General features: G+C 59.3%; 26 protein-coding genes and 1 pseudogene. 11 read left to right on the top strand and 16 right to left on the bottom strand.

Going from position 1 to position 23028, the window contains the following annotated elements; genetic code table 11:
- Positions 1-5: 5 nt before the first annotated feature.
- The 8 genes from BMX80_RS09545 to BMX80_RS09510 all read right to left on the bottom strand — a co-directional run bounded on the left by BMX80_RS09545 (position 6) and on the right by BMX80_RS09510 (position 6146).
- Positions 6-1220, bottom strand: a complete 1215-nt coding sequence (locus BMX80_RS09545) for a tryptophan--tRNA ligase (protein ID WP_071872644.1) — start codon at positions 1218-1220, stop codon at positions 6-8.
- Between the two features lie 94 nt (positions 1221-1314).
- Positions 1315-1941 (bottom strand): L-threonylcarbamoyladenylate synthase, encoded by a 627-nt coding sequence (locus tag BMX80_RS09540; RefSeq protein WP_071872643.1) that lies wholly within the window; start codon positions 1939-1941, stop codon positions 1315-1317.
- A gap of 45 nt (positions 1942-1986) precedes the next feature.
- On the bottom strand, positions 1987-2802 hold the full coding sequence (locus BMX80_RS09535; RefSeq protein WP_074867629.1) for an OmpA family protein: 816 nt from the start codon (positions 2800-2802) through the stop codon (positions 1987-1989).
- Positions 2799-3146, bottom strand: a complete 348-nt coding sequence (locus tag BMX80_RS09530) for a DUF4398 domain-containing protein (RefSeq protein WP_074867627.1) — start codon at positions 3144-3146, stop codon at positions 2799-2801. Before BMX80_RS09530 ends, BMX80_RS09535 begins: the two co-directional genes overlap by 4 nt.
- 2 nt (positions 3147-3148) lie before the next feature.
- The gene (locus tag BMX80_RS09525; protein ID WP_074867624.1) at positions 3149-4252 is read right to left on the bottom strand and encodes a substrate-binding periplasmic protein; all 1104 of its coding nucleotides are present in this window, start codon (positions 4250-4252) and stop codon (positions 3149-3151) included.
- A complete protein-coding gene (locus BMX80_RS09520; protein ID WP_071872639.1) occupies positions 4252-5214 on the bottom strand; it encodes a L,D-transpeptidase family protein in 963 nt (320 codons plus the stop codon). The genes BMX80_RS09525 and BMX80_RS09520 overlap by 1 nt, the downstream gene beginning before the upstream one ends.
- A 45-nt stretch (positions 5215-5259) precedes the next feature.
- Positions 5260-5529, bottom strand: a complete 270-nt coding sequence (locus tag BMX80_RS09515) for a hypothetical protein (protein ID WP_074867621.1) — start codon at positions 5527-5529, stop codon at positions 5260-5262.
- Entirely contained in the window at positions 5526-6146 is a 621-nt protein-coding gene (locus BMX80_RS09510) for an arylesterase (RefSeq protein WP_074867618.1), read from the bottom strand. The genes BMX80_RS09515 and BMX80_RS09510 overlap by 4 nt, the downstream gene beginning before the upstream one ends.
- 11 nt (positions 6147-6157) lie before the next feature.
- On the opposite strand from BMX80_RS09510, the gene BMX80_RS09505 reads away from it, so the two are divergent.
- Both BMX80_RS09505 and BMX80_RS09500 read left to right on the top strand, forming a co-directional pair.
- Positions 6158-6841 (top strand): ABC transporter ATP-binding protein, encoded by a 684-nt coding sequence (locus BMX80_RS09505; protein WP_074867615.1) that lies wholly within the window; start codon positions 6158-6160, stop codon positions 6839-6841.
- A gap of 1 nt (position 6842) precedes the next feature.
- Positions 6843-9350 carry an ABC transporter permease gene (locus tag BMX80_RS09500; protein WP_074867612.1) on the top strand — a complete coding sequence of 836 codons (2508 nt, stop codon included), beginning with the start codon at positions 6843-6845 and terminating at the stop codon, positions 9348-9350.
- Between the two features lie 93 nt (positions 9351-9443).
- On the opposite strand, the gene BMX80_RS09495 is transcribed toward BMX80_RS09500, so the two are convergent.
- The 3 genes from BMX80_RS09495 to BMX80_RS09485 form a co-directional block, all read right to left on the bottom strand.
- Entirely contained in the window at positions 9444-10226 is a 783-nt protein-coding gene (locus tag BMX80_RS09495) for a thioesterase family protein (RefSeq protein ID WP_074867610.1), read from the bottom strand.
- A 159-nt stretch (positions 10227-10385) separates the two neighbouring features.
- Complete coding sequence (locus BMX80_RS09490) at positions 10386-10553, bottom strand: rubredoxin (protein ID WP_074867607.1); 168 nt, start codon at positions 10551-10553, stop codon at positions 10386-10388.
- 13 nt (positions 10554-10566) lie between these two features.
- Positions 10567-11757 (bottom strand): aromatic ring-hydroxylating oxygenase subunit alpha, encoded by a 1191-nt coding sequence (locus BMX80_RS09485; protein ID WP_074867604.1) that lies wholly within the window; start codon positions 11755-11757, stop codon positions 10567-10569.
- A 159-nt stretch (positions 11758-11916) separates the two neighbouring features.
- Between BMX80_RS09485 and BMX80_RS09480 the strand changes: the two genes are divergently transcribed.
- Positions 11917-12906: a GlxA family transcriptional regulator gene (locus BMX80_RS09480; RefSeq protein WP_074867601.1), complete on the top strand. Its 990-nt coding sequence runs from the start codon at positions 11917-11919 to the stop codon at positions 12904-12906.
- Between the two features lie 5 nt (positions 12907-12911).
- Here the strand turns inward: BMX80_RS09480 and BMX80_RS09475 are convergent, their stop codons facing one another.
- Together BMX80_RS09475 and BMX80_RS18005 are read right to left on the bottom strand one after the other, a co-directional pair.
- Complete coding sequence (locus BMX80_RS09475) at positions 12912-13661, bottom strand: AraC family transcriptional regulator (protein WP_268875132.1); 750 nt, start codon at positions 13659-13661, stop codon at positions 12912-12914.
- 15 nt (positions 13662-13676) lie between these two features.
- Positions 13677-13799: a hypothetical protein gene (locus BMX80_RS18005; protein WP_268875131.1), complete on the bottom strand. Its 123-nt coding sequence runs from the start codon at positions 13797-13799 to the stop codon at positions 13677-13679.
- 180 nt (positions 13800-13979) lie between these two features.
- Between BMX80_RS18005 and BMX80_RS09470 the strand changes: the two genes are divergently transcribed.
- The 3 genes from BMX80_RS09470 to BMX80_RS09460 all read left to right on the top strand — a co-directional run bounded on the left by BMX80_RS09470 (position 13980) and on the right by BMX80_RS09460 (position 17320).
- Positions 13980-15152, top strand: coding sequence for an iron-containing alcohol dehydrogenase (locus BMX80_RS09470; protein ID WP_074867597.1), 1173 nt, complete (start codon positions 13980-13982; stop codon positions 15150-15152).
- A gap of 225 nt (positions 15153-15377) precedes the next feature.
- On the top strand, positions 15378-16238 hold the full coding sequence (locus BMX80_RS09465; protein WP_074867594.1) for an enoyl-CoA hydratase-related protein: 861 nt from the start codon (positions 15378-15380) through the stop codon (positions 16236-16238).
- A 32-nt stretch (positions 16239-16270) separates the two neighbouring features.
- Positions 16271-17320: an AraC family transcriptional regulator gene (locus BMX80_RS09460; protein WP_074867590.1), complete on the top strand. Its 1050-nt coding sequence runs from the start codon at positions 16271-16273 to the stop codon at positions 17318-17320.
- A gap of 150 nt (positions 17321-17470) precedes the next feature.
- Here BMX80_RS09460 and BMX80_RS09455 read toward each other — a convergent pair whose 3' ends face one another.
- Positions 17471-17887, bottom strand: a complete 417-nt coding sequence (locus BMX80_RS09455; RefSeq protein ID WP_074867588.1) for a 4-oxalocrotonate tautomerase — start codon at positions 17885-17887, stop codon at positions 17471-17473.
- 143 nt (positions 17888-18030) lie between these two features.
- Here BMX80_RS09455 and BMX80_RS09450 point away from each other — a divergent pair, with 143 nt between their 5' ends.
- Complete coding sequence (locus tag BMX80_RS09450; protein ID WP_074867585.1) at positions 18031-18612, top strand: TetR/AcrR family transcriptional regulator; 582 nt, start codon at positions 18031-18033, stop codon at positions 18610-18612.
- A 74-nt stretch (positions 18613-18686) separates the two neighbouring features.
- Here BMX80_RS09450 and BMX80_RS09445 read toward each other — a convergent pair.
- Positions 18687-19595 (bottom strand): annotated as a pseudogene (locus BMX80_RS09445) (LysR substrate-binding domain-containing protein).
- Positions 19596-19693: 98 nt separating this feature from the next.
- Here BMX80_RS09445 and BMX80_RS09440 point away from each other — a divergent pair.
- Positions 19694-20911 (top strand): MFS transporter, encoded by a 1218-nt coding sequence (locus tag BMX80_RS09440; protein WP_074867583.1) that lies wholly within the window; start codon positions 19694-19696, stop codon positions 20909-20911.
- A gap of 65 nt (positions 20912-20976) precedes the next feature.
- On the opposite strand, the gene BMX80_RS09435 is transcribed toward BMX80_RS09440, so the two are convergent.
- Complete coding sequence (locus tag BMX80_RS09435; RefSeq protein ID WP_074867580.1) at positions 20977-21351, bottom strand: winged helix-turn-helix transcriptional regulator; 375 nt, start codon at positions 21349-21351, stop codon at positions 20977-20979.
- 109 nt (positions 21352-21460) lie between these two features.
- Here BMX80_RS09435 and BMX80_RS09430 point away from each other — a divergent pair, with 109 nt between their 5' ends.
- From BMX80_RS09430 to BMX80_RS09420, 3 genes are read left to right on the top strand one after another with little or no spacing between them, the layout of a single operon-like run.
- On the top strand, positions 21461-22051 hold the full coding sequence (locus BMX80_RS09430; RefSeq protein WP_074867576.1) for an NAD(P)H-dependent oxidoreductase: 591 nt from the start codon (positions 21461-21463) through the stop codon (positions 22049-22051).
- Between the two features lie 12 nt (positions 22052-22063).
- Positions 22064-22453, top strand: coding sequence for a cupin domain-containing protein (locus BMX80_RS09425; RefSeq protein ID WP_074867573.1), 390 nt, complete (start codon positions 22064-22066; stop codon positions 22451-22453).
- Positions 22450-23013: a carboxymuconolactone decarboxylase family protein gene (locus BMX80_RS09420; RefSeq protein WP_074867572.1), complete on the top strand. Its 564-nt coding sequence runs from the start codon at positions 22450-22452 to the stop codon at positions 23011-23013. The genes BMX80_RS09425 and BMX80_RS09420 overlap by 4 nt, the downstream gene beginning before the upstream one ends.
- The last annotated feature ends 15 nt before the right edge of the window (positions 23014-23028 follow it).

Raw genomic sequence — 23028 nt, 5'->3', positions numbered from 1 at the left:
CGTAATTACCTGTAGTTCAGGCCCATGGCGTGGCGCACATCCACCAAGGTTTCACGTGCGGTTTCGCGGGCTTTCTCGGCGCCATCGGCCAAGATGCTGCGCACTAAATCCGGGCTACTTTCGTAGTCCGCAGCGCGCTCTTGCATCGGTTTCAGCTCGGCCTGAATGGCGTCGATGATTGGCTTTTTGCAATCTAAGCAGCCAATACCGGCACTCTTACAGCCTTGCTGCACCCAATCACGCGTGCCGGCATCGGAGTACACCTCATGCAGCTGATACACCGGGCACTTTGCCGGATCACCCGGATCGGTGCGGCGCACCCGTGCTGGGTCGGTGGGCATACGCTTAATCTTGTCGGCCACTTCGTCGGTGGTGTCGCGCAACGAAATAGTGTTGCCGTACGACTTCGACATCTTGGCGCCGTCGAGACCGGGCATTTTCGAGGCTTCGGTAAGCAGCGATTGCGGCTCCGGCAGAATCACCTTGCCGCCGCCTTCGAGGTAGCCAAACAGGCGCTCTTTGTCGCCGATGGTGATGTTTTGCTGTTCTTTGAGCAGCGCGCGGGCGGTTTCCAGCGCTTCTTCATCACCTTGTTCGTTGTAGGCGCGGCGCAAGTTGTTAAACAGCTTGGCGGCCTTTTTGCCCATCTTCTGAATCGCCTGCTCGGCTTTTTCTTCAAAACCCGGCTCTTTGCCGTACAGGTGATTAAAGCGACGCGCCACTTCGCGGGAGAACTCGATGTGCGGCACTTGGTCGGCACCAACCGGCACTAAACCCGCGCGGTAGATCAGGATGTCGGCAGTTTGCAGCAGCGGATAGCCCAAGAAGCCGTAGGTATTCAGGTCTTTGTGGCTGAGTTTTTCTTGCTGCTCTTTAAAGGTCGGCATGCGCTCCAGCCAGCCCAGCGGGCAGACCATCGACAGCAACAGGTGCAGTTCGGCGTGCTCGGGCACTTGCGACTGGATAAAGATATTCGCTGAGCTTGGGCTAACCCCTGCGGCGAGCCAATCGACGGCCAATTCCCACGCGCTTTGGCTGATGGTGGTGACTTCATCGTAACCGGTGGTCAACGCATGCCAGTCGGCGATAAAGAAGAAGCACTCGTACTCGTGCTGCAAGCGCACCCAGTTCTTCAATACACCGTGATAGTGGCCCAGATGTAAACGGCCAGTGGGGCGCATGCCGGACAGCACGCGTCGTTGCGAGTCGACGGAACTCAAACGGGGCTCCTTGGGGAACAGCCAAATAATGAACGGGGGATTATAGCCACGCAGGCGGTCTGGGTCATCGCCCGTAACAAGCGCTAAACCGGCACTAATCCAACTGAAACGGCGCGGGATCGCCACAGCCGACGCGCAGCACTTCGCTACGCTCGTCTAACAGACTAACTACCGTGGACGCTGCAACACCGCCATGACCGCCATCAATCACTAAATCAATATGCTTTTCGAGGCGTTCGCGAATCACTTCTGGGTCAAACAACGGCAAGTCATCGCCGGGCATTTGCAGGGTCACACTCATCAGCGGTTCGCCCAGCTGGGCCAACAACGCCTGGGCAATCGGGTTGCCCGGCACACGCAAGCCAATGGTGCGCCGCTTGGGGTGCAGCAGCATGCGCGGCACTTCGCGGCTGGCATTCAAAATAAAGGTGTACGGCCCCGGCGTATGGGCTTTCAGCAAGCGGAAGGTGCTGTTATCCACGCGGGCATACAGGCCAAGCACGGATAAATCGGCGCACACTAAGGTGAAATTGTGCTTGTCATCCAGCTGGCGAATGCGCCGAATGCGCTCAATCGCCGCTTTATCGCCCATATGGCAACCCAGCGCATAGGACGAGTCCGTTGGGTAAGCGATCACCCCGCCGCCATGGATGATCTCCAGCGCGTGCTTGATCAAGCGCGGCTGCGGGTTGTCGGGGTGAATATGAAAATACTGGCTCATGCGTGACTCCCTGTTAACTGACGCGTGTCAGCGCACGACTTCCACTTAGCGGGCCGGTAGTTGCCCATGTGCATCGGACAACAGCAACTCAACGCGTTGGTTGAGCTGCCTACCAGCTGCCGAGCGATTTTCGACGCGTGGCTTATCCCCAGCATAGCTCAGCACTTGCAGGCGGCTGCTATCGAGCCCTTCGGCCAGCAGCCAATCCGCCACTTGTCGCGCATAACGATTGGCCTTCAGGCGCTGAGTCTCACCTTGCCCTTGGTCATCGCTATGCCCAGCAATGCGTAAACGACGCTGCGGGTTTAATTGCAGAAACTTGGCCAGCTGCTGCAGGCTGCGCTCGGCGCTGCGCTGTAAACGTCCGTGCTCATCGAGGCTGCGAACATCTAAGGTCAGCAACCAGCCGCGCTCGGTTTGCTCGGCGCCCAAAGCCTGCATGCGCGCCGTTAAAGCGGCGTCGAGGGCATCACTTTGCCAGCTGGACAAGCGCGCAGCACGCAAGCTGACATGTAGCTGGCCACGCTCACGCTCCAGTTGATCTTGCTGACGGGCCAAGGCCGCCAATTCGGCTTTGCTCAGGGCAATATCGTGATAACGCTGGCTTAAGTAAGCAAAGTGCCGGGCCTCGGTTTCACTGCCGATATGCCCAGCCAACTGCGTGGCGCGCAGTAAGGCCTCGTTGGCCCGCACCACATCGCGCGGCGCCTCTTGCAGCGCTTGCGGGTTGCGCTCTAGCTCTAGCAAGGCAGCTTGCTGCTGGGCTAACAAGTCGCCCAGTCGCTGGCTTTGGTCCTGCCAAGGGCTTTGCGCACAACCGGCCAACAAGCCAACGATGGCCAACACGGAGAGACGCATCATGGCTGCTGCTCCAAGCTGGAGCGCAACGCATCGATGCGCTGTTGGATACGCGCATTGACTGCCTGCTGCTTAACCACCAAGGCTTGCGCCTCGGCTTGCCGTGCGTCTAGCTCGGCCTGCTCAGCGAGTAAACGCGCGTTGTAATAATCGCCCTGCGCATTGGCGGCATGCGCCAGCTCAAGCTTGCGAATGGCTTGTTGCAGTGCTGCGTCTTCTGCGGTGCTGCCCACCGATTGCGCCTGTGCCACGGCGGCCTCGCTCAACGCCAATTGTGCTGCTGGCTGTGGTGAGCTACTGCAAGCCGCCAAGAGAGCGGCCAGCCCCAGCACTAACAAGCTACGCATGGTTAATCCTCAATCAGTTCGCCAGCCACGGGGGATAACGGCTTGGCGTCCACCGGCTCGGCCACGACAGCAGCCGGCACTACGGCCGTTTTGGCTGCGGGGCTGGGTGCAGGGTTAACCGATGCTGGTTCGGCAAGACCAAACTGCAGCTGCCACAAGGCACGAGCGTCTTTGCGCAAGCCTTGCAAGGTGCCGTTTTGTTGCCAGTCATAGAGCTTTTGCGCCAAGGCGGCGCGCAAATCACTGCTATTACAGGCTGAGTTGTGCGACACGCCTAAGTACAAGCCTTCCCGATGAATCACCGGCCCTACCGGCAGTGGCTTGGCTTGTGCGGCGGCAAACTGGCTATCGGCCAACAGCACGCTGTTGTATTCCAGCACGGCGTAATCCGCCTCACCGGCATCCAGCAATTTGAGGGCATGCAGCGTGCTGTCGACCTCTTTGAGGGTCAGCTTGCTCTTGGCAAAGCGGTCGAACTCATCGCCCACTGTACTGCCTTTAGGAATCACGCCTTTAAGATCGCGCAGATCACGCCAGTCTTTGATTTTTGGCTTGACCTGTTTGTACACAGGTTCGGCGTTAACAGCCTCGGCCGAGGCTTCGGCGACTTGCGGCTCTTCAACTGTAGGCTCTGCTGACGGGGCATCGGCAACCTCTGCCGGCGCTGTTGGCTCATCCTGCGCAACGTGAATATCGTCGGCGACTTCTGGCGGCAGCTCAGGCTCGACCAGCACTTGCTGCGGCAACATCCAGATGCGGTACGACAAACGCAGCAGCTCGGGCTCGATAATGTCGAACTGGCCCAGTTGCTCGCGGTCACGGCGCACGCCAAACAACAGATCGCTACGGCCTGTGGCGGCTTCCACCATGGCGACTGATTCTGCCGTGTCGGTGTGCAGCTTAATATCGACCTGCAAATCGCTTTTCAGCGCATCACGCACTTCGCGTACCAAGCCGTGCAAACGCTTCGGCTTGGCGGCGTCCTGCCATAACAGCGGTGCCTGCAAAGCAGCCGCGCCCATGAGCATACGGCATTGCTTAACAGGCTCGGCCGCTTGCACACAAAACGGCACAAGCAGCAGTGATGCGCTAAAAAGCCATCGCATTAGAAGGTCTCCAGCGGTTCGCTGGCCACCTGACTGACCTGCTCGCCCGGCTCAGCAATCGCTACCGGCAGGCCTTGTTCATCGGCCACGATGGCGCGAATCACGTCCCAATCCAAGTTCACTTGGCCAACCAAGTCATCACGTTTGATCAGGGTGTTGATCACTGCCGCATGACGGTCGACGATCGACGGCTGGCCGTTGTCATCAATCGGCGCATGGGCTTCTAAGTAGACCTTGCCGTTGCTGCGACCGAACTTGTACGGTTCGTTGATGATGCGCACTTTGGTGCCCACCGGCACCATGGCGAAGAAGCGCTCGACGTCCTGATTCTGCATGCGGAAGCAGCCATGGCTGACACGCATACCAATGCCGAATTTCTTGCTGGTGCCGTGGATCAGGTACGAGCCACTGCCAATACCTAAGTTCATTTTGCGCGTGCCCAGCGGGTTATTCGGCCCCGGCGGCACATAAGCCGGCAGCGGATCACCGTTTTCGGCGTGCTCTTTAAGAATCGACTTAGGCGGCGACCAACCCGGGTTAGCAGTTTTGCTCACAATCGTGGTGGTCGACACGGGCGAACTCCAGCCTTCACGACCGATGCCCACCGCCCAGGTGTGCACCACGTTTTTACCCTTCGGGAAGTAATACAGACGGTATTCGGCGAGGTTGATCACCACCCCTTCACGCGGGCCAGAAGGCAGGATATAGCGCGTCGGCAGGGTGATCTGCGTGCCTTCTTTAGGCAGCCAAGCATCCACGCCCGGGTTGGCGGCTTCCATCTCGTAGTAGCCAATGCTGTAGGTGTCGCCCAAATCAGCGAAGGTGTCTTCATGGCGGGCGGTAATCACCTGCACTTCGCCGATGATGTCTTCACCTTCGGGCGGCAACGGATATTCAACAGCAACAACCACGCTGGACAAGAGTGAGCTGGCCAAAGCCAGCCAGGTACGGCTAAGACGCATCACAAGGTCTCAAGAAAAGTGAAAGTTGCGGCGATTGTAGCATTGTCATTTCGTCGCCGATAACGCCCTGACACGCCGCCCCGGCAGTTTCTTTTTGCAGGCTGCGCACAACTCGACAGCAGTTAAATCGTCGGCGCGCAGCTCGCGCCAGCGTGGCGCCGACGGCAGCAAGGTGCCGCACAGGGTTTGGTCCACCGGCGTATCTAATGCCAGCTGCGCTTGCAGCAAATGCCAATGCCCGCGCGTGCAGGCAAAGATATCCAGTTGTTCATCATTGAGCAGAACCCGGTAGCCCTGCAGTAACGCGGCCTTCACTGCGTGGCTGCGTCAAGCAAAGGCGCTAAGAGTGGCCAAGCGTTGTCGAGCAACTGAGGTTGCGCTGCCGTATTGGGATGAATGCCATCACCGAGCATCAGCGCCGAGTTAGTGGCCACGTCCTGCAAAAAGAACGGCAACAAAGGCACGTCTTGCGCCTTGGCGGCCAGCACAAAGCTTTCGGCAAAAGCCTGGGTGTAACGCGGCCCATAGTTGGGCGGTAGCTGCATGCCGAGCAATACTGGCGTGGCACCAGCGGCACGGGTCAGCTCGACCATACGCTCAAGGTTTTGCTGCAGTAATGCTGGCGGCTGGCCACGTAAGCCATCATTGCCACCGATTTCGATCACCACCCATTGTGGCTTGAACTCGGCCAATAACGCCGGCAATCGAGCGAGCGCACCGCTACTGGTATCGCCGCTGATGGAGGCGTTCACCACCTGCACGTCACGCTGTTGCTCGTTAAGCCGTTGCTGCAACAAAGTCACCCAGCCACGGTCAATTTCCACCCCAAAACCAGCGCTGATACTATCCCCCACGACCAGTAACGTAGCCGCCTGCACCGGAGCCAGCCAAATAGAGAGGCACAACAGCAGGCCTAAGAAGCGAACAGCCATAAGGATTACCCATGAGCGATAGTCTGTTAATCGCGCGCAACCTTAGCAAAGTGGTCCGCACCGAGGAAGCCGAACTGCACATCCTCAACAATGTCAGCCTAACCCTAGCGCGTGGCGACAGCTTGGCCATTGTTGGTAGCTCAGGCTCGGGCAAGTCGACTTTATTGGGCTTACTGGCCGGCTTGGACTTGCCCAGCAGCGGCTCAGTTTTAATGGCCGGAAAAAACCTCACCGAGCTCAATGAAGACCAACGCGCCGAGCTACGTGCGCAGATGGTGGGCTTTGTCTTTCAGTCGTTTCAGCTGCTGCCCAGCCTGACTGCGCAAGAGAACGTCATGCTGCCGCTGGAGCTCGCCGGGCTTGGTAGCAAAGAGGCCGAGCAGCAAGCCGCGCACTTGCTCGAACGCGTGGGCTTGCAGGCACGCCTGCGCCATTACCCGCGTCAGCTTTCTGGTGGCGAGCAGCAGCGTGTGGCCTTAGCGCGCGCCTTTGCCAGTACGCCGGCAATTCTGTTTGCCGATGAGCCCACCGGCAATCTGGATAGCCAAACCGGCGCACGCATCATCGACTTACTGTTCAGCTTAAATGCCGAGGCCGGCACCACCTTAGTGCTGGTCACCCACGAGCAACGGTTGGCCGAGCGCTGCAATCAACACCTGCATTTAGAGGCCGGCAGCCAAGTCGCGGAGGTGTGAGATGCCCCTATTCGCCCTTCTACGCCTCAGCCTGCGCCTGTTGCTGCGCGAGATTCGCGCCAGCGAGCTACAGGTTTTGCTCGCCGCGCTATTGATTGCGGTAATGACCAGCTCGGCGATTGGCTATTTAAATGCCCGCCTCGCCGCCGGCATGGTGTATCGCGCAGCAGAGTTTTTAGGTGCCGATTTAGTGCTTAGCGGCACCGCACCAGCCACGCAAAGCCAAATCGATGCTGGCCTTGAGCTGGGCCTGGCGCATGCGCAAACGCTGGAGTTTGCCAGCGTGATTGGCGGCGCCAACGGCCTGCAGCTATCCAGCATCAAGGCGGTCAACGAGCACTACCCACTGCGCGGCGAATTGCGCTACCGCGAGCAGCCCGGCAGTAGCGAGCAGATCGCCAGCCAAGGCCCAGCCCCGGGTGAGGCTTGGGCCGAAGCCCGCTTGCTACATGCGCTCGGCGCAAAACTGGGTGATCAGCTAGAAGTCGGCCTTTTGAGCCTCAAGGTCACTCGCCTGTTGAGTTACGAGCCCGATCGCGCCGGCGACTTCTACAGCCTGTCACCACGCCTGATGATGAACTTGGCGGATGTTAAAGACAGCGGCCTGATCCAGCCCGGCAGTCGCTTGCGCTACCGTGATTTGTGGCGCGGGCAGGCCAGCCAGCTGCAAGCCTATCAACGCGAACAACAAGCCTATCTGGCAGCGCATCAGCAATGGCTGGATACCCGCCAAGGCAATCAGCAAGTGGGCAGCGCGCTGCAACGCGCCGAGCGTTACCTCAATCTGGCCAGCTTGGCGGCGCTGTTGCTGTGTGGTGTGGCGGTCGCCTTGGCCGCCGCGCGCTTTGCCCTGCGTCGTTATGATGAAGCCGCGCTGATTCGCTGTTTGGGGCTTAATCGCCGCGATACCTTGCTGCTGTTCTGCCTGCAATTAACCGCACTGGGCTTATTAGCGAGCACCTTAGGCGCCCTGTTGGGCTGGCTACTGCACAATGGCTTGATTGCAGCGCTGGGCAACCTGTTACCGGCCGAACTGCCGCAAGCCGGCTGGCAACCGGCGCTCACCGCCATTGCCACCGGCTTGATTGCACTGGCCGGCTTTAGCTTGCCGCCGTTACTGGCGCTTGGCCGCGTGCCGCCGCTGCGCGTGTTGCGCCGCGACTTGCAACCGCTGCCGCCTTCGGCATGGCTGATTTATGGCTCGGCCATTGCCGCACTGGGCTTACTGATGTGGCGCCTGAGCCTCGACCTAACCCTCACCCTCAGCTTGCTGGCCGGCATGTTGTGCCTGCTGGTGGTGCTGGGCGTAGGCGTACTGTTGGCGCTGAAGCACCTGCGCCGCTGGCTTGCGCGGGTAACGCTGGCTTGGCGCTTAAGCCTTGGGCAAATGCTCCGGCAACCGGTGGCTGCGGCGGGGCAAATACTCGCCTTTGCTTTGATCTTAATGGCCATGGGCCTGGTGCTGTTGCTGCGTAACGAGCTACTCAGCACGTGGCAAGCCCAGCTACCCAAGGATGCGCCCAATCACTTTGCGTTAAATGTGCTGCCCGATCAGGCCGAGGCCTTTAGCAACGCCGTGACGCGATTAAGCGGCGCGGCGCCAACCCTTTACCCGGTAACGCCCGGGCGCCTGATCGCCATTAACCAAGTGTCGGTGCGCGACAGCGTGAGCAAAGACGAGCCCGGTGATAACGCCCTGCAACGCGACTTGAGTCTTACGTGGTCGGCACAACTGCCGCCGGGTAATCGCCTAGTGGATGGCCATTGGTGGGACCAACTAAACCCGGAGGCCGGCGAGCTGCCTGGCGTCTCGGTGGAAAGCCGGCTGGCGAAGCGTTTGCGCTTAAAACTCGGCGACCAACTGACCTTTAGCATTGGCGGGCGCACCATCAACACGCAGATCAGCAGCCTGCGCGAGCTGGACTGGGGCAGCTTACAGCCCAACTTCTATATGATCTTCGCCCCCGGCACGCTGAGCGAAGTGCCCTTCACCTACCTGACCAGCTTTCACGCGCCGCCAGACAAGCTGCAAGACTTGCTCAGTCTTAACCGCGACTTTGCCGCCATCACCTTGCTGCCCGTCGAGGCACTGCTGAATCAACTGCGCAGCATTCTGGCGCAGGTCACCCTCGCGGTAGAGCTGGTGTTGAGTCTGGTATTACTGGCTGGCATCACCGTGCTGCTGGCCGGGCTACTCAGCACCTTGGATGAACGCCTGCAACAAGGCGCGATTCTGCGCACCTTAGGCGCCCCCAGTCGCCTGCTGCGCCAAGCACGCTGGCAAGAGTTCGCCTTGCAAGGTGGCTTGGCCGGTTTGCTGGCGGCAATCGGCTGCGAACTGATCAGCGTGCTGCTGTATCAGCACCTGCTCAACCTGCCATGGACGCCGCACCCAGAGCTATTGCTATTGGTGCTACTCGGCGCGCTGGTGATTAGCCTCAGCGGCAGCTGGCTGACCCGCCAAGTGACGGCGCACAGCCCGCTCAGCGTGCTGCGCGAGCTGAGTTAAGCGAATAAAAAAGGCGCCTTCCGCCCATGCGGCAAGACGCCTTTTGCATTTTCTACTAGTTTGCGGTGCTTTCTATTTGCGCCAGGCCTGATATCAAGCAAACACGGTAATGCTTTGCCTGCTAAGCGCCAGCAAGCGGCCATCGGCCGACCACAACTTAGCCGCCGCGTTAGCGTAGCCCTCGCTGGCCTGTTCGCTCTGCGCCAGATAGGCACACGGTTGATCACCGGCGATAGGCGCTAGGGGCTGAACAAACTCCACCGCCCAGGTCAACGAGCTAGCAGCGGCTGGGGTTTTCAACATTGGCAAAACCGACGGCGGCCACGCATCGACCATCGCCAGCACATGCGCTTCGTCCAACTGCGCGGGCGCTTGACGAAACTTCACCCAACCGCCCATTTCCCGACTCGGGTTAGCGCTGAACGGAAAACCGCCCACCGCCCAGCTCATCTGAAAGTGCTGCACAAACGTCGGCACCACACCGGCGATATACGGCAACTCTTGGGCCTCGGCCAACGACGGCATCGCGGGCATCGGCTCGGCAGCCACCTGCAAGCTGCTATCCCGCGCAGCGCCAAAACTGGCCAGCACCACGGCCATCACCGCATCGCCCTGCATCACATGGCACTGCGCCTGCACCACCGACTTGCCCTCACGCAAAATCAGCGGCTTAAGCTCAACCTCGCCGGGGGCCACCGGCCCAACAAAAGCAATTTGCACCGCCCGCGCGGGCTTATCGGCACTGACCAACACGCGCATCGCCTGAAACCCCAGCGCCGCGACTAAACCACCAAAGGTGGCTCGGCCTTGAAGCCAAGAATCATCCAGCGTTAGCACGCGCTGACCATCAGTAATCTGCTGCAAATACGACTGCATTGAACAACCTATACACCCTATAAAGAGCTGCGGAGCATACCCCAGATACCGCGCCTAACATCACCTTGATGCATAGCGGCCAATACCAAGGCCTCAATCAGCGTTATAAACGGCAAAAATGCCATCTGTCGCGCCAGATGGCATTTTTGCCCCCTGCAATTAATCCAGTTCATGCATGACAAAATCGGCCTTGCCGACGCCACAATCTGGGCACAACCAATCATCCGGCACATCGGCCCAGGCGGTGCCCGGTGCAATCCCCTCTTCCGGCCAGCCTTTGGCTTCGTCATAGATGATGCCGCACACCACACATTGCCACTGCTTCATGCTGCCCTCCTGCTTAGGCCTGCCGGGCGATCATCGTCGGGTTGATATCCATAACGCGCTCGTACTCGTCATGCAGCCAGGTCAACGCCGACTCAAAGCGGCCGAAGTGGATTTCACTCACCACCCCGCTGTGCATATTGGTCTGAATGGTTTCGCCCAGCACCCAGTCCTCCATGAGGATCTTGTTAACTAGGTTATGGTTGGTTTCGTGCATCTTCAGCTCGTCGGCCGACCACTCGTCGCCGCCGTCTTTGGGACCATCGACCAGCAGTACTTCTTCGATGCGCGTCTCCCCGGCTTTCAGCGGCACCATGCGGATCAGCGAGATGTTGTCCGGCTGGGCGAGCAACAACACGGTGGGCGACAGGATGTAGATGAGGTTGGCCATCTTGCGCATATCCCACTGCACCTCAGGCAGATTGGGCGCCTCAAGGATGGGCTTCTTCGGCAGAATCATGCGCATATACAGGCCGCCAAAGCTTTGCCACGTCGACAAGTTACCGAGGAAGAACGGCGCCAAGGTGTTTTTGTGCGCCACGTTAAAGTGATAAGCCTCGATGCCGCCTTCGAGAAGAATCTTCCAGTTGGCTTTGACCACATAGCTGCGTCGCTTGTAGACCTGCTGGTTTTCCATGTCGAGGTAACGCATATCGCTGAGCATTTCCTCGGCCAGTAAGTCGTGCGGCACCTGTAGTTGGCGATTCAGATGCACAAAGACGATGCCGCCAATCACGCGACTAGGAAACTCGATCAGCCCTAGATTTTGTTTATCCAAACTGGGAAAGCCGCGCTCGAAGTCCGGCGCCCCTACCAAGTTGCCTTGGGAGCCGTAAGTCCAAGCGTGATAGGGGCAGACGAATTTCTTTTTGCAGCCACTCTCACCGTTAGCCACCAAGCGTGCATTGCGGTGCCGACAGGCATTGGCGAACACGCGCACTTGGTTGTCTTCACCGCGCACCATGAGCAGTGACACGCCGTCGAGCCAGTCCAACGCCAAGTAATCCCCCGGGTTGGGCACCTCATTGGCCGCACCAATGGCCAATGGCTGAGCACGAAAGATCTGCGATTTTTCGCGGGCAAACCACTGTGCCGAGATATAGCGCTCGGTGCTGTGGGTTTGCACTGTGTCGTGGTACTGGGTTTCGCCGCGGGCTTTCAGCGCCAGCACGTCTTTGATCAGGCGAATCTCGGTGGCTCGGTCCATGCTCGGGTCCTCGTTTTAGGCCGTCAGCCTGCGTGGCTTGCGGCGCTGTGTTGCTGTCAGTGGCGTTCACTCTAGCAAGGCAAAATCAACCAAAATCAACCATAAGTGACGTATTCTCAACGGATATAGACAAAAGCATCGCCACACAGAGCAACCCGGATGCACAGCCAACAGCGCGCCCTTGAGATCGCCTACCTGATCCCCGATCAGTTTTGGAGCAGCACCATCAGCAGCATGGTGGAGGTGTTCCACGGCATGACCCTGACCCCCAAATTGTTCCAGAGCAGCGAGTTTCGCGGCTTCAACACCACCTTGCTGCGCTGCACGCGGGCCAAGGTCAGCGGTTTCTCCGGGCTGCGTTTCGATACCGAATATTTCGCCAGCGCTGCCGGGCAGAAGCGTTTCGATGCGGTGGTGGTGCCCTCAGTATGGGGCTTGTCGATGGACAGCCTAGAGCGCGCCAAACCGGCGCTGGCTTGGCTTAGCCAGCAACATGCGCAAGGCTCTGTGGTGGTCGGGCTGGTAACCGGGGTGTGGTTTCTTGCCGAGGCCGGCATCCTCGATGGCCGCGAGGCGACCATCCATTGGGCCTCGGCCAACCTGTTTCGCCAGCGTTATCCGGCGGTAAAAGTCAGCCCCAAACTGCAGATGCTTGAATCGAACCAGATCATTACCACCGCCACCACGCCGGCCACCTTCGATGCCCTGCTATTGCTGATTCAGCGCTTTCTCGGTGATCGCGCCGCAGAGTTTGCCTCGCACTACTTCACCATCCGCGACAAAGACGCACCGCTGCCGGTGTTTCTCGAACCCAGCTGCAACGACACGCTGGTCGATGCCGCACGCGACAAGATTCGCCTGAACTTTGCCCAAGAACTGTCGCTCGACGAGCTGGCCTGGCAGTTCAACGTCACCCCTCGCACCCTGTCGCGGCGCTTTGTCAGCGCCACGGGCTTAACGCCGATGCACTACCTGAGCAAGCAGCGCCTAGAAATCGCCCGGCGCCTGCTGCAATCCACCGACCTACAGATTCAGCAAATCGCCGAGCAAGCCGGCTTCGCCTCGGCCACGGTGTTCTGCCGCAACTTCAAACAGGCCTTCGCGCAAACACCGCGCGAGTACCGCCAGGCGCTGCCGAGCAGCAAGTAGCGGTTTTAAACCCGCTCCTGCTGACTATCGCGCATCAACTGCGCAGGGCTATGCCCGAAGTAACGCTTGAACTCGCGACTAAATTGCGAGGCGCTTTCGTAGCCCACCTGATCGGCCGCCACGTAGGCTTTCATACCCTGCTGGACGATAAAGTCGCGCGCTTTGCTTAGGCGGATTTTCTTCAGGTATTGCAGTGGCGAGTCGTCGGTCACTTCTTTAAAGGCGCGGTGAAATGCCGAGGTGCTCATGTTGGCTTGGCGCGCCAGCTGCTCAACATCCAAGTGCTGCGCGTAGTCGTGCTGAATCAGCTGCAGCGCGCGGGCCACGCGGGCGAAGTGGCCGTTATGCGCGGCCAGTGCGTACAACGCGGTGGCTTGGCCGCCTTGCAGAGCGCGAAAGAGAATCTCGCGCAGCAACCCTGGGCCCAGAATGCGCCGCTCGTGAGCATCACCGAGACAACGAATCAACCGCGCGATGGCATCGAGCATGTCGGCCTCCAGCGGCACAGGGGCAATGGCAGACGGCATGGCTTGCTCGGCTTCATCGGCTGTCATCGCTGCGCTGCCCAGCTCGTTGATCAGCACATTGAGTTGTGGCAGGTCGATGTCGATATACAGGCCGAGCAAAGGGCTTTCCGGGCTGGCGAAGGTTTCGCATTCAAACGGCAAAGTGGCCGACACCAGCAGGTATGAATTAGCGTCATAAACAAACTGTTTACCGCCCAAATAACCCACCTTAGTGCCCTGCACCACAATGCAGATGCCGGGGTTTTAGACCAGCGGCGTACGCGCAATAGCCTGACGCGAGGCAAAGAAACGCACGCCTTCAAGGCCAGTTTCGGAGAAGCCATCCGGCAGGTTGAGTGCCTGCATCAAAGCCGCTAACGATTGCATGGGCGATTACCACCAAACAGGATTAGGCAACAAATCTAGCAGTTAAATGCAACCACCTACACCTGCGAGTAGCTTTAGGCAAACTTTAGCCAGAAATGGGCGTTCGCCCCGCCAGCTCTTTTACCCACAATGCAGCCCATCGACTCTCCGTGAGTCCCTGCCACAACCGAGGGTAAAGCCATGCTGAATTTCAACTTCTACAACCCCACGCAAATCGTCTTTGGTCAGGGCCAGCTCAGCCAGCTGGATAGCCTAGTGCCGAAAAACGCCAAGGTGCTGATCACCTACGGCGGCGGCAGCGTGGTGCGTAACGGCGTGCTCGCGCAAGTGAAGGCCGAGCTGGCCAAATCAGCGCGTAGCGTTAGCGAATTTGGCGGTATTGAGTCCAACCCCAAGTTCGCCACCGCCATGCAAGCGGTGGAGCGCGTGCGCGCCGAGCAGATCGACTTCTTGCTCGCCGTCGGTGGCGGCTCGGTGATGGATGCCACCAAGTTCATCGCCCTCGCCGCAGCTAATGCCGACTACCAAGGCCAAGAAGAGCAGCTGCTGATTCACGGCTTTAACCCGGTGCCGGTGAATAACGCGATTGCCCTGGGCACCGTGGCTACGCTGCCGGCCACCGGCTCGGAAATGAACTGCTTCGCGGTGATCAGCCGTGGCGAAGACAAGCTGCCGGTGTACAGCCCGCTGACCTTCCCCAAGTTCTCGATTCTCGACCCTGAGCTGACCTACACCCTGCCGGCCATCCAAGTCGCCAACGGCGTGGTGGATGCCTTTGTGCATGTGGTCGAGCAGTACGTCACCTACCCCACTGGCGCGCATTTCCAAGACCGCACCGCCGAGGGCATTCTGCAAACCTTGCTGGAAATCGGCAAAACCACCGTCGATGAGCCGAGCAACTACGCCGCGCGTTCGAACCTGGTATGGAGCGCCACCATGGCCCTGAACGGCCTGATCGGCTCGGGCGTACCGCACGACTGGAGTGTGCACATGCTTGGCCACGAGCTGACCGCGCTGTTCGGCGTCGACCACGCGCAGAGCCTGGCGGTGGTGCTGCCGTCGATGTGGCGCGTGCGCCGCGAACCCAAGCGCGAGAAGCTGCTGCAATACGCCGAGCGCGTGTGGGGCATCACCGAAGGCGGTGACGAGGCGCGCATCGACGCGGCCATCGCCAACACCGAGGCCTTCTTCAACAGCCTCGGTATTGCCACCCGCCTGTCGGCCCACGGCATCGACCAGCAAGGCGTCGAGCGCGTACTGCAAGCACTGGAAAAGCACGGCATGGTCGCGCTATCTGAGCGTGGCGATGTGACGCTGGAGGTTTCCCGCCAAGTGCTGGAAATGGCTCTGTAACTCGCTTTTTAAACAAAGCGCCGGCACATGACTTTAGGGAAGCACTGATTTAATCGGCGAACGACTCAAGCTCCGCATAACGCAGTGATTGAGTCGTGCAGGCAGTAAATCAGGGCTTCCTTAGCTGTGTGCCGGCAATTTTTTAACAGGCTGCCAGCAATCTGCGACCATTCTGCGCCGCTGCCCTGCCCCCTAGGCTGATGTCTCCCTCTCTGGAGACAGGCCATGAACTACCAACACATTCGCTACGAAAGCCACGGCGCGGTGCGCGTGATCACCTTCAACCGCCCCGAGGTAAAAAACTGCATCGATCGATTGGCACATGACGAGCTGTGCCACGCCTTCGACCAGTTTCGTGTCGACCCCAGCGCCAAAGTGGCAGTGCTGACCGGCGCCGGTGACAGCGCCTTTTGTGCCGGTGGCGACCTGAAGGCCGCATTCGGCGGTAACCCACCGATTCCCACCAGCGCCGAAGAGATCGCCCGTCACAACCGTGGCGAAGCGCCGGGCTGCCTCGGCCCCAGCCGTTGGACCGACATTTACAAGCCGGTGATCGCCGCGGTTAACGGTTTAGCCTACGCCGGCGGGTTGGAGTGGGCCTGCTTTGCCGACCTGCGTATCGTCGAAGAACACGCCTCGTTTGGCGTCACCTGCCGGCGCTGGAATATCGGCCTGGCCGATGGCGGCACGCAGCGCTTGCCGCGCATCGTCGGCATGGGCCGCGCCATGGAGCTGATCCTCACCGGCAAGGTAATCGACGCCGCCGAGGCCTACCGCATTGGTCTAGCCAACGAAGTGGTCGCCAAAGGCCAAGGGCTAAACCGCGCACTGGAGCTAGCCGCGTTCATCGCCAGCCTGCCGCAAGCGGCGATTCGCAACGACAAAGAAGCAGCGATTCGCGGCTTTGGCGAGCCTCTGCGCGAAGGCCTGCGTATCGAAGCCGAATGTTTTAACCGCGTACTTAGCTCGCCCAGCGACCAAGCGGAAATGCTCGAGGGCTTACGCAAGTTCAACGAGCGCGACCACCCCGACCGCATTCGCGGCCAAGCGCGCACCCCCGGCATTGTGCGCGCAGAAATGGATTGATCGCGCCCGCCTTGCGCCCTTAGCCTGCTGGCATGCACAACAGCGCCGCCAGCCAGTTTCTGGCCCCCACCATTCCGGTGGAATTTGTCTTCGACGCCCTGCAGGCTTGCCCAGCCCGCGGCGCCGATGTCACGCAGCTGCTAACCCAGGCTGGGCTCGCCCATGTGCAACCACTGACACCCGGCAATCGGGTGTCGGTGGTCGATTACAGCCGCTTGCTGCGCCTGATTATCCAGCAACTCGACGACAGCTTTCTCGGCTTTCTCGACCGGCCCGTACCGCAAAAAGCCTTTGCCGTGTTTGCCACGCAACTGGTCGCCTGCACTAACGCCGCGCAAGCTATCACCCAGCTAAACCGCTTCTACAAACTGTTCAGCGACCAGTTTCACCTTGAGGTGTTAGAGCACACCGAGCACACCGTGATACGTCTGCACTTGCGGCAGACCCAGCTCTTCGACTACCGCTTTATTCACCAAAGCTTGCTGATAGTGGTGCTGCGACTGATTCACTGGCTGATTGGCGAAGTGATCCAGCCCGAGGCCGTGCATTTCACCTTTGCAAAGAACCACCTGCACCCGCATTTGTACTACCTGTTCGGTGGCCCGCTGCACTACGCCAGCCCTTACAACGAGCTGCACTTTGCCCGTGGCGTGCTGCAGGTGCCCTGCGCCACTACCCAAGCACAGGTCGAAGTCATGGTGCGCGACAGCCAACGCATGATGCTGATCAATCACCGCCCAGCGCCCTTTACCCATGCGGTGCGCAAACTGCTTCTGCTGCATTGCCAGCGCGAATGGCTATCGGCCGAACAAGTCGCCAACGAACTCAACCTGTCAGCCAACCTGCTGTGGCGCAAACTCAAGCGCGAAGAAACCCGCTTTCAAGACATTCGCGATGCGCTAAAGCGCGACCTGAGCCTATCGTTACTGACCAACGAACAACTCACCCTCAGTGACATCGCCGCCCGTGTTGGCTTTGCCGAGGCCAGCTCGTTTCACAAGGCGTTCAGTAAGTGGACAGGGTTTGCACCGTCTAACTATCGGCGTGGCAAGCCTGGCCCGCTGCAAGGCACTGCGGAATAACGCGCTAGGCACCAAGCCTAACGCGCCCTCCCACAAACCGAGCCATACGCGGCCCCCCCTCCAGCGGGCCAGACGATAAGAAAGGCGATACCTGAGTCGCAGGCGCATTACCTAAATTGGCAGCGGGATCACCGCTGCCAATCTAGCGCCTCATCCCTTGGCGAGAGCCTCGCCAAGTTGCTCATTGGTCATAGCCTGGCCAGCGATACCCCACGCACCGTCTACGGCATGCACAATGTTGACCCAGATGCTTTCCTTGGGCAGCTGGCCACCAGATAGCTCATGGATAATGTTGGTTGCCTCCTCTATGTAGCCAACCTGTATGTCGCGATTGGCAAAGGCAAAAGCAGGTACCTTCCACTCGATGAAAGCGACTGGAGCCTCGGCAGAGCCAGAGAAGGTGTTTTCTGCGGTCAAAACATTAATGGAGCCAACGACGTTGGGCGTCATGACCTTATTGCCGGTCAGGCCATGCCACTTCAACATGGCGTCGGACAGCTGGGCGAATGCGTTTTTTTCACTGCCTTTAGGCAGAACGCCTTCAGTAAGGGTCAGGGTCAGAGGCATTTGAATACTCCTGTAAGCTTGGTTGATGTCGCATCTGCGACCACGACAAACAAAAGATAACGATCGCTATCTGAATTTACATAGCGATCGTTATCTTGCCAAGCGCATTTTTCCCCAACTAAAAACTTAATCCGGAGGTGTGCGTGTCTCGAGCCGAACGAAAGCAACAAACACGTCAACGAATTCTTGAAGCGGCTGGCCGTGGTTTTCGTCAAGCGGGCTTCGGTGGCATAGGGGTGGACGGCTTAGCAAAGGAAGCAGGGGTTACCTCCGGCGCCTTCTATACCCACTTTGAGTCTAAAGCGGCGGCATTTTGCGAGTCCGTCGCCCGAGGTCTGACTGAACTCAAAGATGGAGTGCGCCACTTCCAAGATCAGCATCAACGCGCTTGGTGGCCTGAATTCGTGCGCTTCTACTTAGGGGAGAAGCGTCAATGTGCACTCGCAGAAAGCTGTGCACTACAGAGCCTTGCCGCGGAAGTAGCCCGCTCAGATGCCAATGCACGTGCCGCATTTGAAGCGGAACTGCTCGATGTTGCTGCGTTGATCGTCGCCGGGCCCACATCGGATCATGCCCCTAGCGATGTCAGCGAGGCCATGCTTGCCTTATCCACACTGATTGGAGCCGTAACGCTCTGTCGTGCGGTAGTAGACCCATTAGTGGCCGAAAGCATCGCGGCAGCAGCAGAGCGCGCACTGCTAACAAAAGCGCACCACTGCAAATAGATAAGCCGGTACAGGCCTTGACTCGCAGCGCATTAAGCTTGCTCTGTCCCGAGCCACCCCAGCTCTTTGCCCGTTCAATGAACAGTATCAGCCGATTTATTGCCCATCTGCTCACTCAAAAAATCCAGAAAACAGGTAATCCGCGAGGCTAAGGCGCTGTTGCGGTAGTACACGGCGTTGATCGGCTGAAGAAGCTCCGTGCGCTGCTCGGCCAGCACTTCAACCAAGTCGCCTTTGGCTAGGTCGGCACCGCACATGAAGTCCGACAGGCAGACTAAGCCTTGCCCGGCCAAGGCTAGCGCGCGATGGGTATCGCCGCTGGAGGCGCGCAGGGTTGGGCTGATTTTCCAACGCTCGCCTTGGGCGTGGCGCAGTGGCCATTCGTTAAGGCTCTCTGGTTCGGTAAAACCAATCAGGCTGTGCTCGGCCAGTGCATCTACTGTGGCAGGCATACCGTAGCGCTGCAGGTAGGCGGAGCTAGCCAGCACCCGCCGACGGCTGGCGCACAAGGGCCGCGCGTGCAGGCTGGAGTCGGGCAATACGCCAATACGAATAGCCAAGTCTGTGCGCCGCTCTAGCAGGTCGATAAAGCGGTCGTCGCTGTTAAGCTCCAACTCAATTTGTGGATAACGGGCGCGAAACTCGCCGATCAGCGGCACGATCACGTGCAGCATAAACGGCTAGGCAGTGTTCACCCGCAAGCGCCCCACCGGCACTTGGCGACGCAGGGCCATTTGTTCTTCGGCCTCTTCCACGCTGTCGAGAATGCGCCGGGCGCGGGCGAGAAAAACCTCGCCTTCTTCGGTCAGTTCAAGACGCCTTGTTGTACGGCGCAGCAAAGTTACCGCGAGCTTTTCTTCCAACCGACTGAGCGCCCGACTCACCCCGGAGGCAGTCTGCTGCAGCTGTTCGGCAGCGGCGCTGATCGAGCCGCTGTCTACCACCGTCACAAAAGCGAGCATCTCTTCAAGGCTGGTTTTCATTATTGCTCCGCAGTCAAAAGTCTTTGGCATTTTTACTGGTTTTTCCGCATGAGTCTGCCGCGGATACTGCGCGCCATCAATCTCTGCGGAGCTATCCAATGCCTATTGCCTTATTGGCGCTGACCCTCAGCGCTTTTGCCATCGGCACGACCGAGTTCGTGATCGTTGGCCTAATTCCCACCATTGCCGCCGATTTAGGCGTCGATATCCCTTCCGCTGGCCTGTTGGTCAGCCTCTATGCGCTCGGCGTTGCCGTTGGCGCGCCGCTACTCACCGCCCTGACCGGCAAGATGCCGCGCAAACTGCTATTGCTCGGCCTGATGCTGCTGTTCACCGCCGGCAACCTGCTGGCGTGGCAGGCGCCGGGCTATGAGTCGCTGATCATCGCGCGCATCGTCACCGGCCTGGCGCATGGGGTGTTCTTCTCCATCGGCTCGACCATCGCCACCAGCTTGGTGCCGAAAGAAAAAGCCGCCAGCGCGATTGCCATTATGTTCACCGGGCTGACCGTGGCGCTGGTCACGGGTGTGCCGCTGGGCACCTTTATCGGCCAGCACTTTGGCTGGCGCGAGACCTTCCTTGCGGTGTCGGCGCTGGGCGTGATCGCCTTTATCGGCAGCCTGCTGTTCGTGCCGCGTAACATCCAGCACAGCCCGCCGGCCTCGCTGCTGACCCAACTGGCGGTGCTCAAGCAGCCTCGCCTGCTGTTGGTGTATGCGATGACTGCGCTGGGTTACGGCGGTACCTTCACAGCATTCACCTTTCTCGCGCCCATCCTGCAGGACATCAGCGGCTTTAGTGCCGGCTCGGTGAGCTTGGTGCTGCTGGTCTACGGCGTGTCAGTCGCAGTGGGCAATATTTGGGGCGGCAAGCTGGCCGATCAACGCGGTCCCATCAGCGCGCTGAAGCTGATCTTCGCCCTACTCGCCGGCGTACTGTTGCTGCTCAGCGTCACCGCCAGCAACCCGTGGTTGGCGCTAGGCACGGTGCTGCTGTGGGGCGCAGTGGCCTTCGGCAACGTGCCGGGTCTGCAGCTTTACGTAGTGCGCCAAGCCGAGCACTTCAGCCCGCAAGCGGTAGAGGTGGCCTCAGGGCTGAATATCGCCGCCTTCAACCTCGGCATCGCCGGTGGTGCATGGTTAGGTGGGCAGATCGTTGCCGACATCGGCTTGATTCACACTGCGTGGATCGGTGCGTTGGTGGTGCTCGGCGCACTGGCGCTGACCTTCTGGAGTGGCCAGCTAGATCGCCGCAGCCAAGACGTTACCTCGAGCCTGTCACCCGTCGCTAACGCCGCGCCGACCACTGCGGCATAAGGCAACACCTGAAACGACTAGGCCGAACAAGTTGCGCTCGGCCTAGTCGTTAACTGCTGATAATTTCAGGCCTGCACGTTGTGCTTTTCTGACCACACCCGCAGGTCATCCAACACCTTGAGCGCGCTGCGGCCAAACTCGGTGAGTTCGTAGGTAACGGCCACCGGGCGGTCGCTAATCACCGTGCGCAGCACCATGCCGCGACCTTCGAGCTCTTTCAGGCGCTGGTCGATGATTTTCTTGCTCGCGCCGCCCAGCATGCGGTTGAGGTCATTGAAACGCACTGGGCCGTCTTTTAAGTGAAAGATGATGGAGCCCGTCCACTTACCACCGATCACCCGCATGCCCTTTTCAATCGAGCAGGGTTCGTAGCACGCATTGATGGTTTTTTTACGCCCGTAACCATCTGTTTCCACAGTGGTTTTTCCCTTTTCACTCATCTTTTATACCAGGTTACTAAAAGTAAACTAATTGAACGGGGTTTTCAGGTGAAAATAATATACCAGCACACCAACATTGACCACTCAGCGAAGTCACCTGGAGAACCCCATGAGCAATGTGCTGATTATCAACGCCCACCATAAATACCCTTTCTCAGAAGGCCGCCTGAATGCCGCCCTAGTCGAGATGGCCGATGAGCTGCTGCGCGCCGGCTACCACGACACCCGCATCGTGCACACCGACGACGACTGGGATGTCGAGCAGGAGCTGGCCAATCACCAATGGGCCGACGTGATCATTCTGCAAAGCCCTGTGAACTGGATGGGCGTGCCATGGACATTCAAGAAGTACATGGACGAGGTGTACACCGCCGGCATGGGCGGCGCACTGTGCCACGGCGATGGCCGCCATCACAATGCGCCGAAGAAAAACTACGGCGCTGGCGGCACGCTAGAGGGCAAGCGCTACATGCTCTCGCTGACCTTCAACGCCCCAGCCGAAGCCTTTAACGACCCCGCCGAGTATCTCTTCCAAGGCAAAAGCGTCGACGACCTATGGCTGCCGATGCACATGAACTTCCGCTTCTTCGGCATGCAGCCGCTGCCTACCTTTGCCTGCTTCGACGTGATGAAGAATGCCGACTTCGAAGGTGATCTAGAGCGCTTTAAAACCCACCTTGCCACCCACTTCACGGTGTAAGGAGCAGCCACCATGCGTGCAGCTTTATTGGCGGCGATCAGCCTGTGCCTGTTATCGCCTCTTAGCCATGCCGAAAACCCGCTACCACCGGCACACATCGCCTCCCCCGAGCACTACCAAGTGCTGCTGGAGAATGCACAGGTGCTGGTACTGAAGATGGTGCTGAAGCCCGGCGAAGCCGACCGACCGCACCGGCACGGCAACGAAACCGTGTACTTCCAACAAGGCGGGCAATTAACCATTCAGGAAGACGGCGGCCAAACGATTGTTGCCGATGTGCCCGATGGCCATGTGATGTGGCACGGCGCTTGGCAGCACCAAGTGCGCAACAGCGGCGACCGCGAGGTGGTGGCCATCATTGTTGAAGAAAAAGCCCTACGCGACGTAAAGAGGTTCCCATGAGTTTATTTACCTACCACGACCAAGACAGCGCCCCTGAGGGCTCCAAGTCACTGCTCGCGCAATCACAAAAGAGCTTTGGCATGCTGCCCAACCTGCACAAAGTGTTGGCTGAAGCACCGGCCACTTACGAGGCCTACAACACCACCTTCGGGCTGTTTATGAAGAACACCACGCTCACGCCCTTAGAGCAGCAAGTGGTGTTTATGACCGCCAACTTCGAGAACAACTGTCACTACTGCGTGCCGGGCCACACGTGGATGATGCACGCGGCGAAAATGCCCGAGGCGGTGATCACCGCCCTGCGCGAAGGCACGCCCTTACCGGACGCCAAGCTACAAGCGCTGCACGACTTCAGCAAAGCCCTGTTGGACAACCGTGGGCATATCGGCGATGACGGCTTGCAGGCCTTTTTAGACGCCGGCTACAGCAAACGCCAAGCGCTGGAAGTGCTCACCGGCCTAGCCGCCAAGTTGATCTCCAACTTCACCAATGCCCTAGCCCATACCGAGCCGGATGCCGCGTTTAAAGCCTACGCCTGGACGCATCCCAGCCAACGCTAACCCCTGCCGGAGCCA

This window comes from Atopomonas hussainii (assembly GCF_900109735.1).
Lineage (GTDB): Bacteria > Pseudomonadota > Gammaproteobacteria > Pseudomonadales > Pseudomonadaceae > Atopomonas > Atopomonas hussainii.
Note: the sequence above shows the minus strand (reverse complement) of the source record. Positions and strands in the feature narration are given on the sequence as shown.

What these genes read in the sequence shown, in the direction of transcription:
- BMX80_RS09440 (WP_074867583.1), top strand. Translation starts at nt 19,694, where the DNA reads ATGCCTATTGCCTTATTGGCGCTGACCCTCAGCGCTTTTGCCATCGGC.
- BMX80_RS09525 (WP_074867624.1), bottom strand. Translation starts at nt 4,252, where the DNA reads ATGCGATGGCTTTTTAGCGCATCACTGCTGCTTGTGCCGTTTTGTGTG.
- BMX80_RS09425 (WP_074867573.1), top strand. Translation starts at nt 22,064, where the DNA reads ATGCGTGCAGCTTTATTGGCGGCGATCAGCCTGTGCCTGTTATCGCCT.
- BMX80_RS09495 (WP_074867610.1), bottom strand. Translation starts at nt 10,226, where the DNA reads ATGCAGTCGTATTTGCAGCAGATTACTGATGGTCAGCGCGTGCTAACG.
- BMX80_RS09480 (WP_074867601.1), top strand. Translation starts at nt 11,917, where the DNA reads ATGCACAGCCAACAGCGCGCCCTTGAGATCGCCTACCTGATCCCCGAT.
- BMX80_RS09530 (WP_074867627.1), bottom strand. Translation starts at nt 3,146, where the DNA reads ATGCGTAGCTTGTTAGTGCTGGGGCTGGCCGCTCTCTTGGCGGCTTGC.
- BMX80_RS09510 (WP_074867618.1), bottom strand. Translation starts at nt 6,146, where the DNA reads ATGGCTGTTCGCTTCTTAGGCCTGCTGTTGTGCCTCTCTATTTGGCTG.
- BMX80_RS09505 (WP_074867615.1), top strand. Translation starts at nt 6,158, where the DNA reads ATGAGCGATAGTCTGTTAATCGCGCGCAACCTTAGCAAAGTGGTCCGC.
- BMX80_RS09520 (WP_071872639.1), bottom strand. Translation starts at nt 5,214, where the DNA reads ATGCGTCTTAGCCGTACCTGGCTGGCTTTGGCCAGCTCACTCTTGTCC.
- BMX80_RS09490 (WP_074867607.1), bottom strand. Translation starts at nt 10,553, where the DNA reads ATGAAGCAGTGGCAATGTGTGGTGTGCGGCATCATCTATGACGAAGCC.
- BMX80_RS09435 (WP_074867580.1), bottom strand. Translation starts at nt 21,351, where the DNA reads ATGAGTGAAAAGGGAAAAACCACTGTGGAAACAGATGGTTACGGGCGT.
- BMX80_RS09460 (WP_074867590.1), top strand. Translation starts at nt 16,271, where the DNA reads ATGCACAACAGCGCCGCCAGCCAGTTTCTGGCCCCCACCATTCCGGTG.
- BMX80_RS09485 (WP_074867604.1), bottom strand. Translation starts at nt 11,757, where the DNA reads ATGGACCGAGCCACCGAGATTCGCCTGATCAAAGACGTGCTGGCGCTG.
- BMX80_RS09455 (WP_074867588.1), bottom strand. Translation starts at nt 17,887, where the DNA reads ATGCCTCTGACCCTGACCCTTACTGAAGGCGTTCTGCCTAAAGGCAGT.
- BMX80_RS18005 (WP_268875131.1), bottom strand. Translation starts at nt 13,799, where the DNA reads ATGCAATCGTTAGCGGCTTTGATGCAGGCACTCAACCTGCCGGATGGC.
- BMX80_RS09500 (WP_074867612.1), top strand. Translation starts at nt 6,843, where the DNA reads ATGCCCCTATTCGCCCTTCTACGCCTCAGCCTGCGCCTGTTGCTGCGC.
- BMX80_RS09470 (WP_074867597.1), top strand. Translation starts at nt 13,980, where the DNA reads ATGCTGAATTTCAACTTCTACAACCCCACGCAAATCGTCTTTGGTCAG.
- BMX80_RS09465 (WP_074867594.1), top strand. Translation starts at nt 15,378, where the DNA reads ATGAACTACCAACACATTCGCTACGAAAGCCACGGCGCGGTGCGCGTG.
- BMX80_RS09420 (WP_074867572.1), top strand. Translation starts at nt 22,450, where the DNA reads ATGAGTTTATTTACCTACCACGACCAAGACAGCGCCCCTGAGGGCTCC.
- BMX80_RS09540 (WP_071872643.1), bottom strand. Translation starts at nt 1,941, where the DNA reads ATGAGCCAGTATTTTCATATTCACCCCGACAACCCGCAGCCGCGCTTG.
- BMX80_RS09430 (WP_074867576.1), top strand. Translation starts at nt 21,461, where the DNA reads ATGAGCAATGTGCTGATTATCAACGCCCACCATAAATACCCTTTCTCA.
- BMX80_RS09535 (WP_074867629.1), bottom strand. Translation starts at nt 2,802, where the DNA reads ATGATGCGTCTCTCCGTGTTGGCCATCGTTGGCTTGTTGGCCGGTTGT.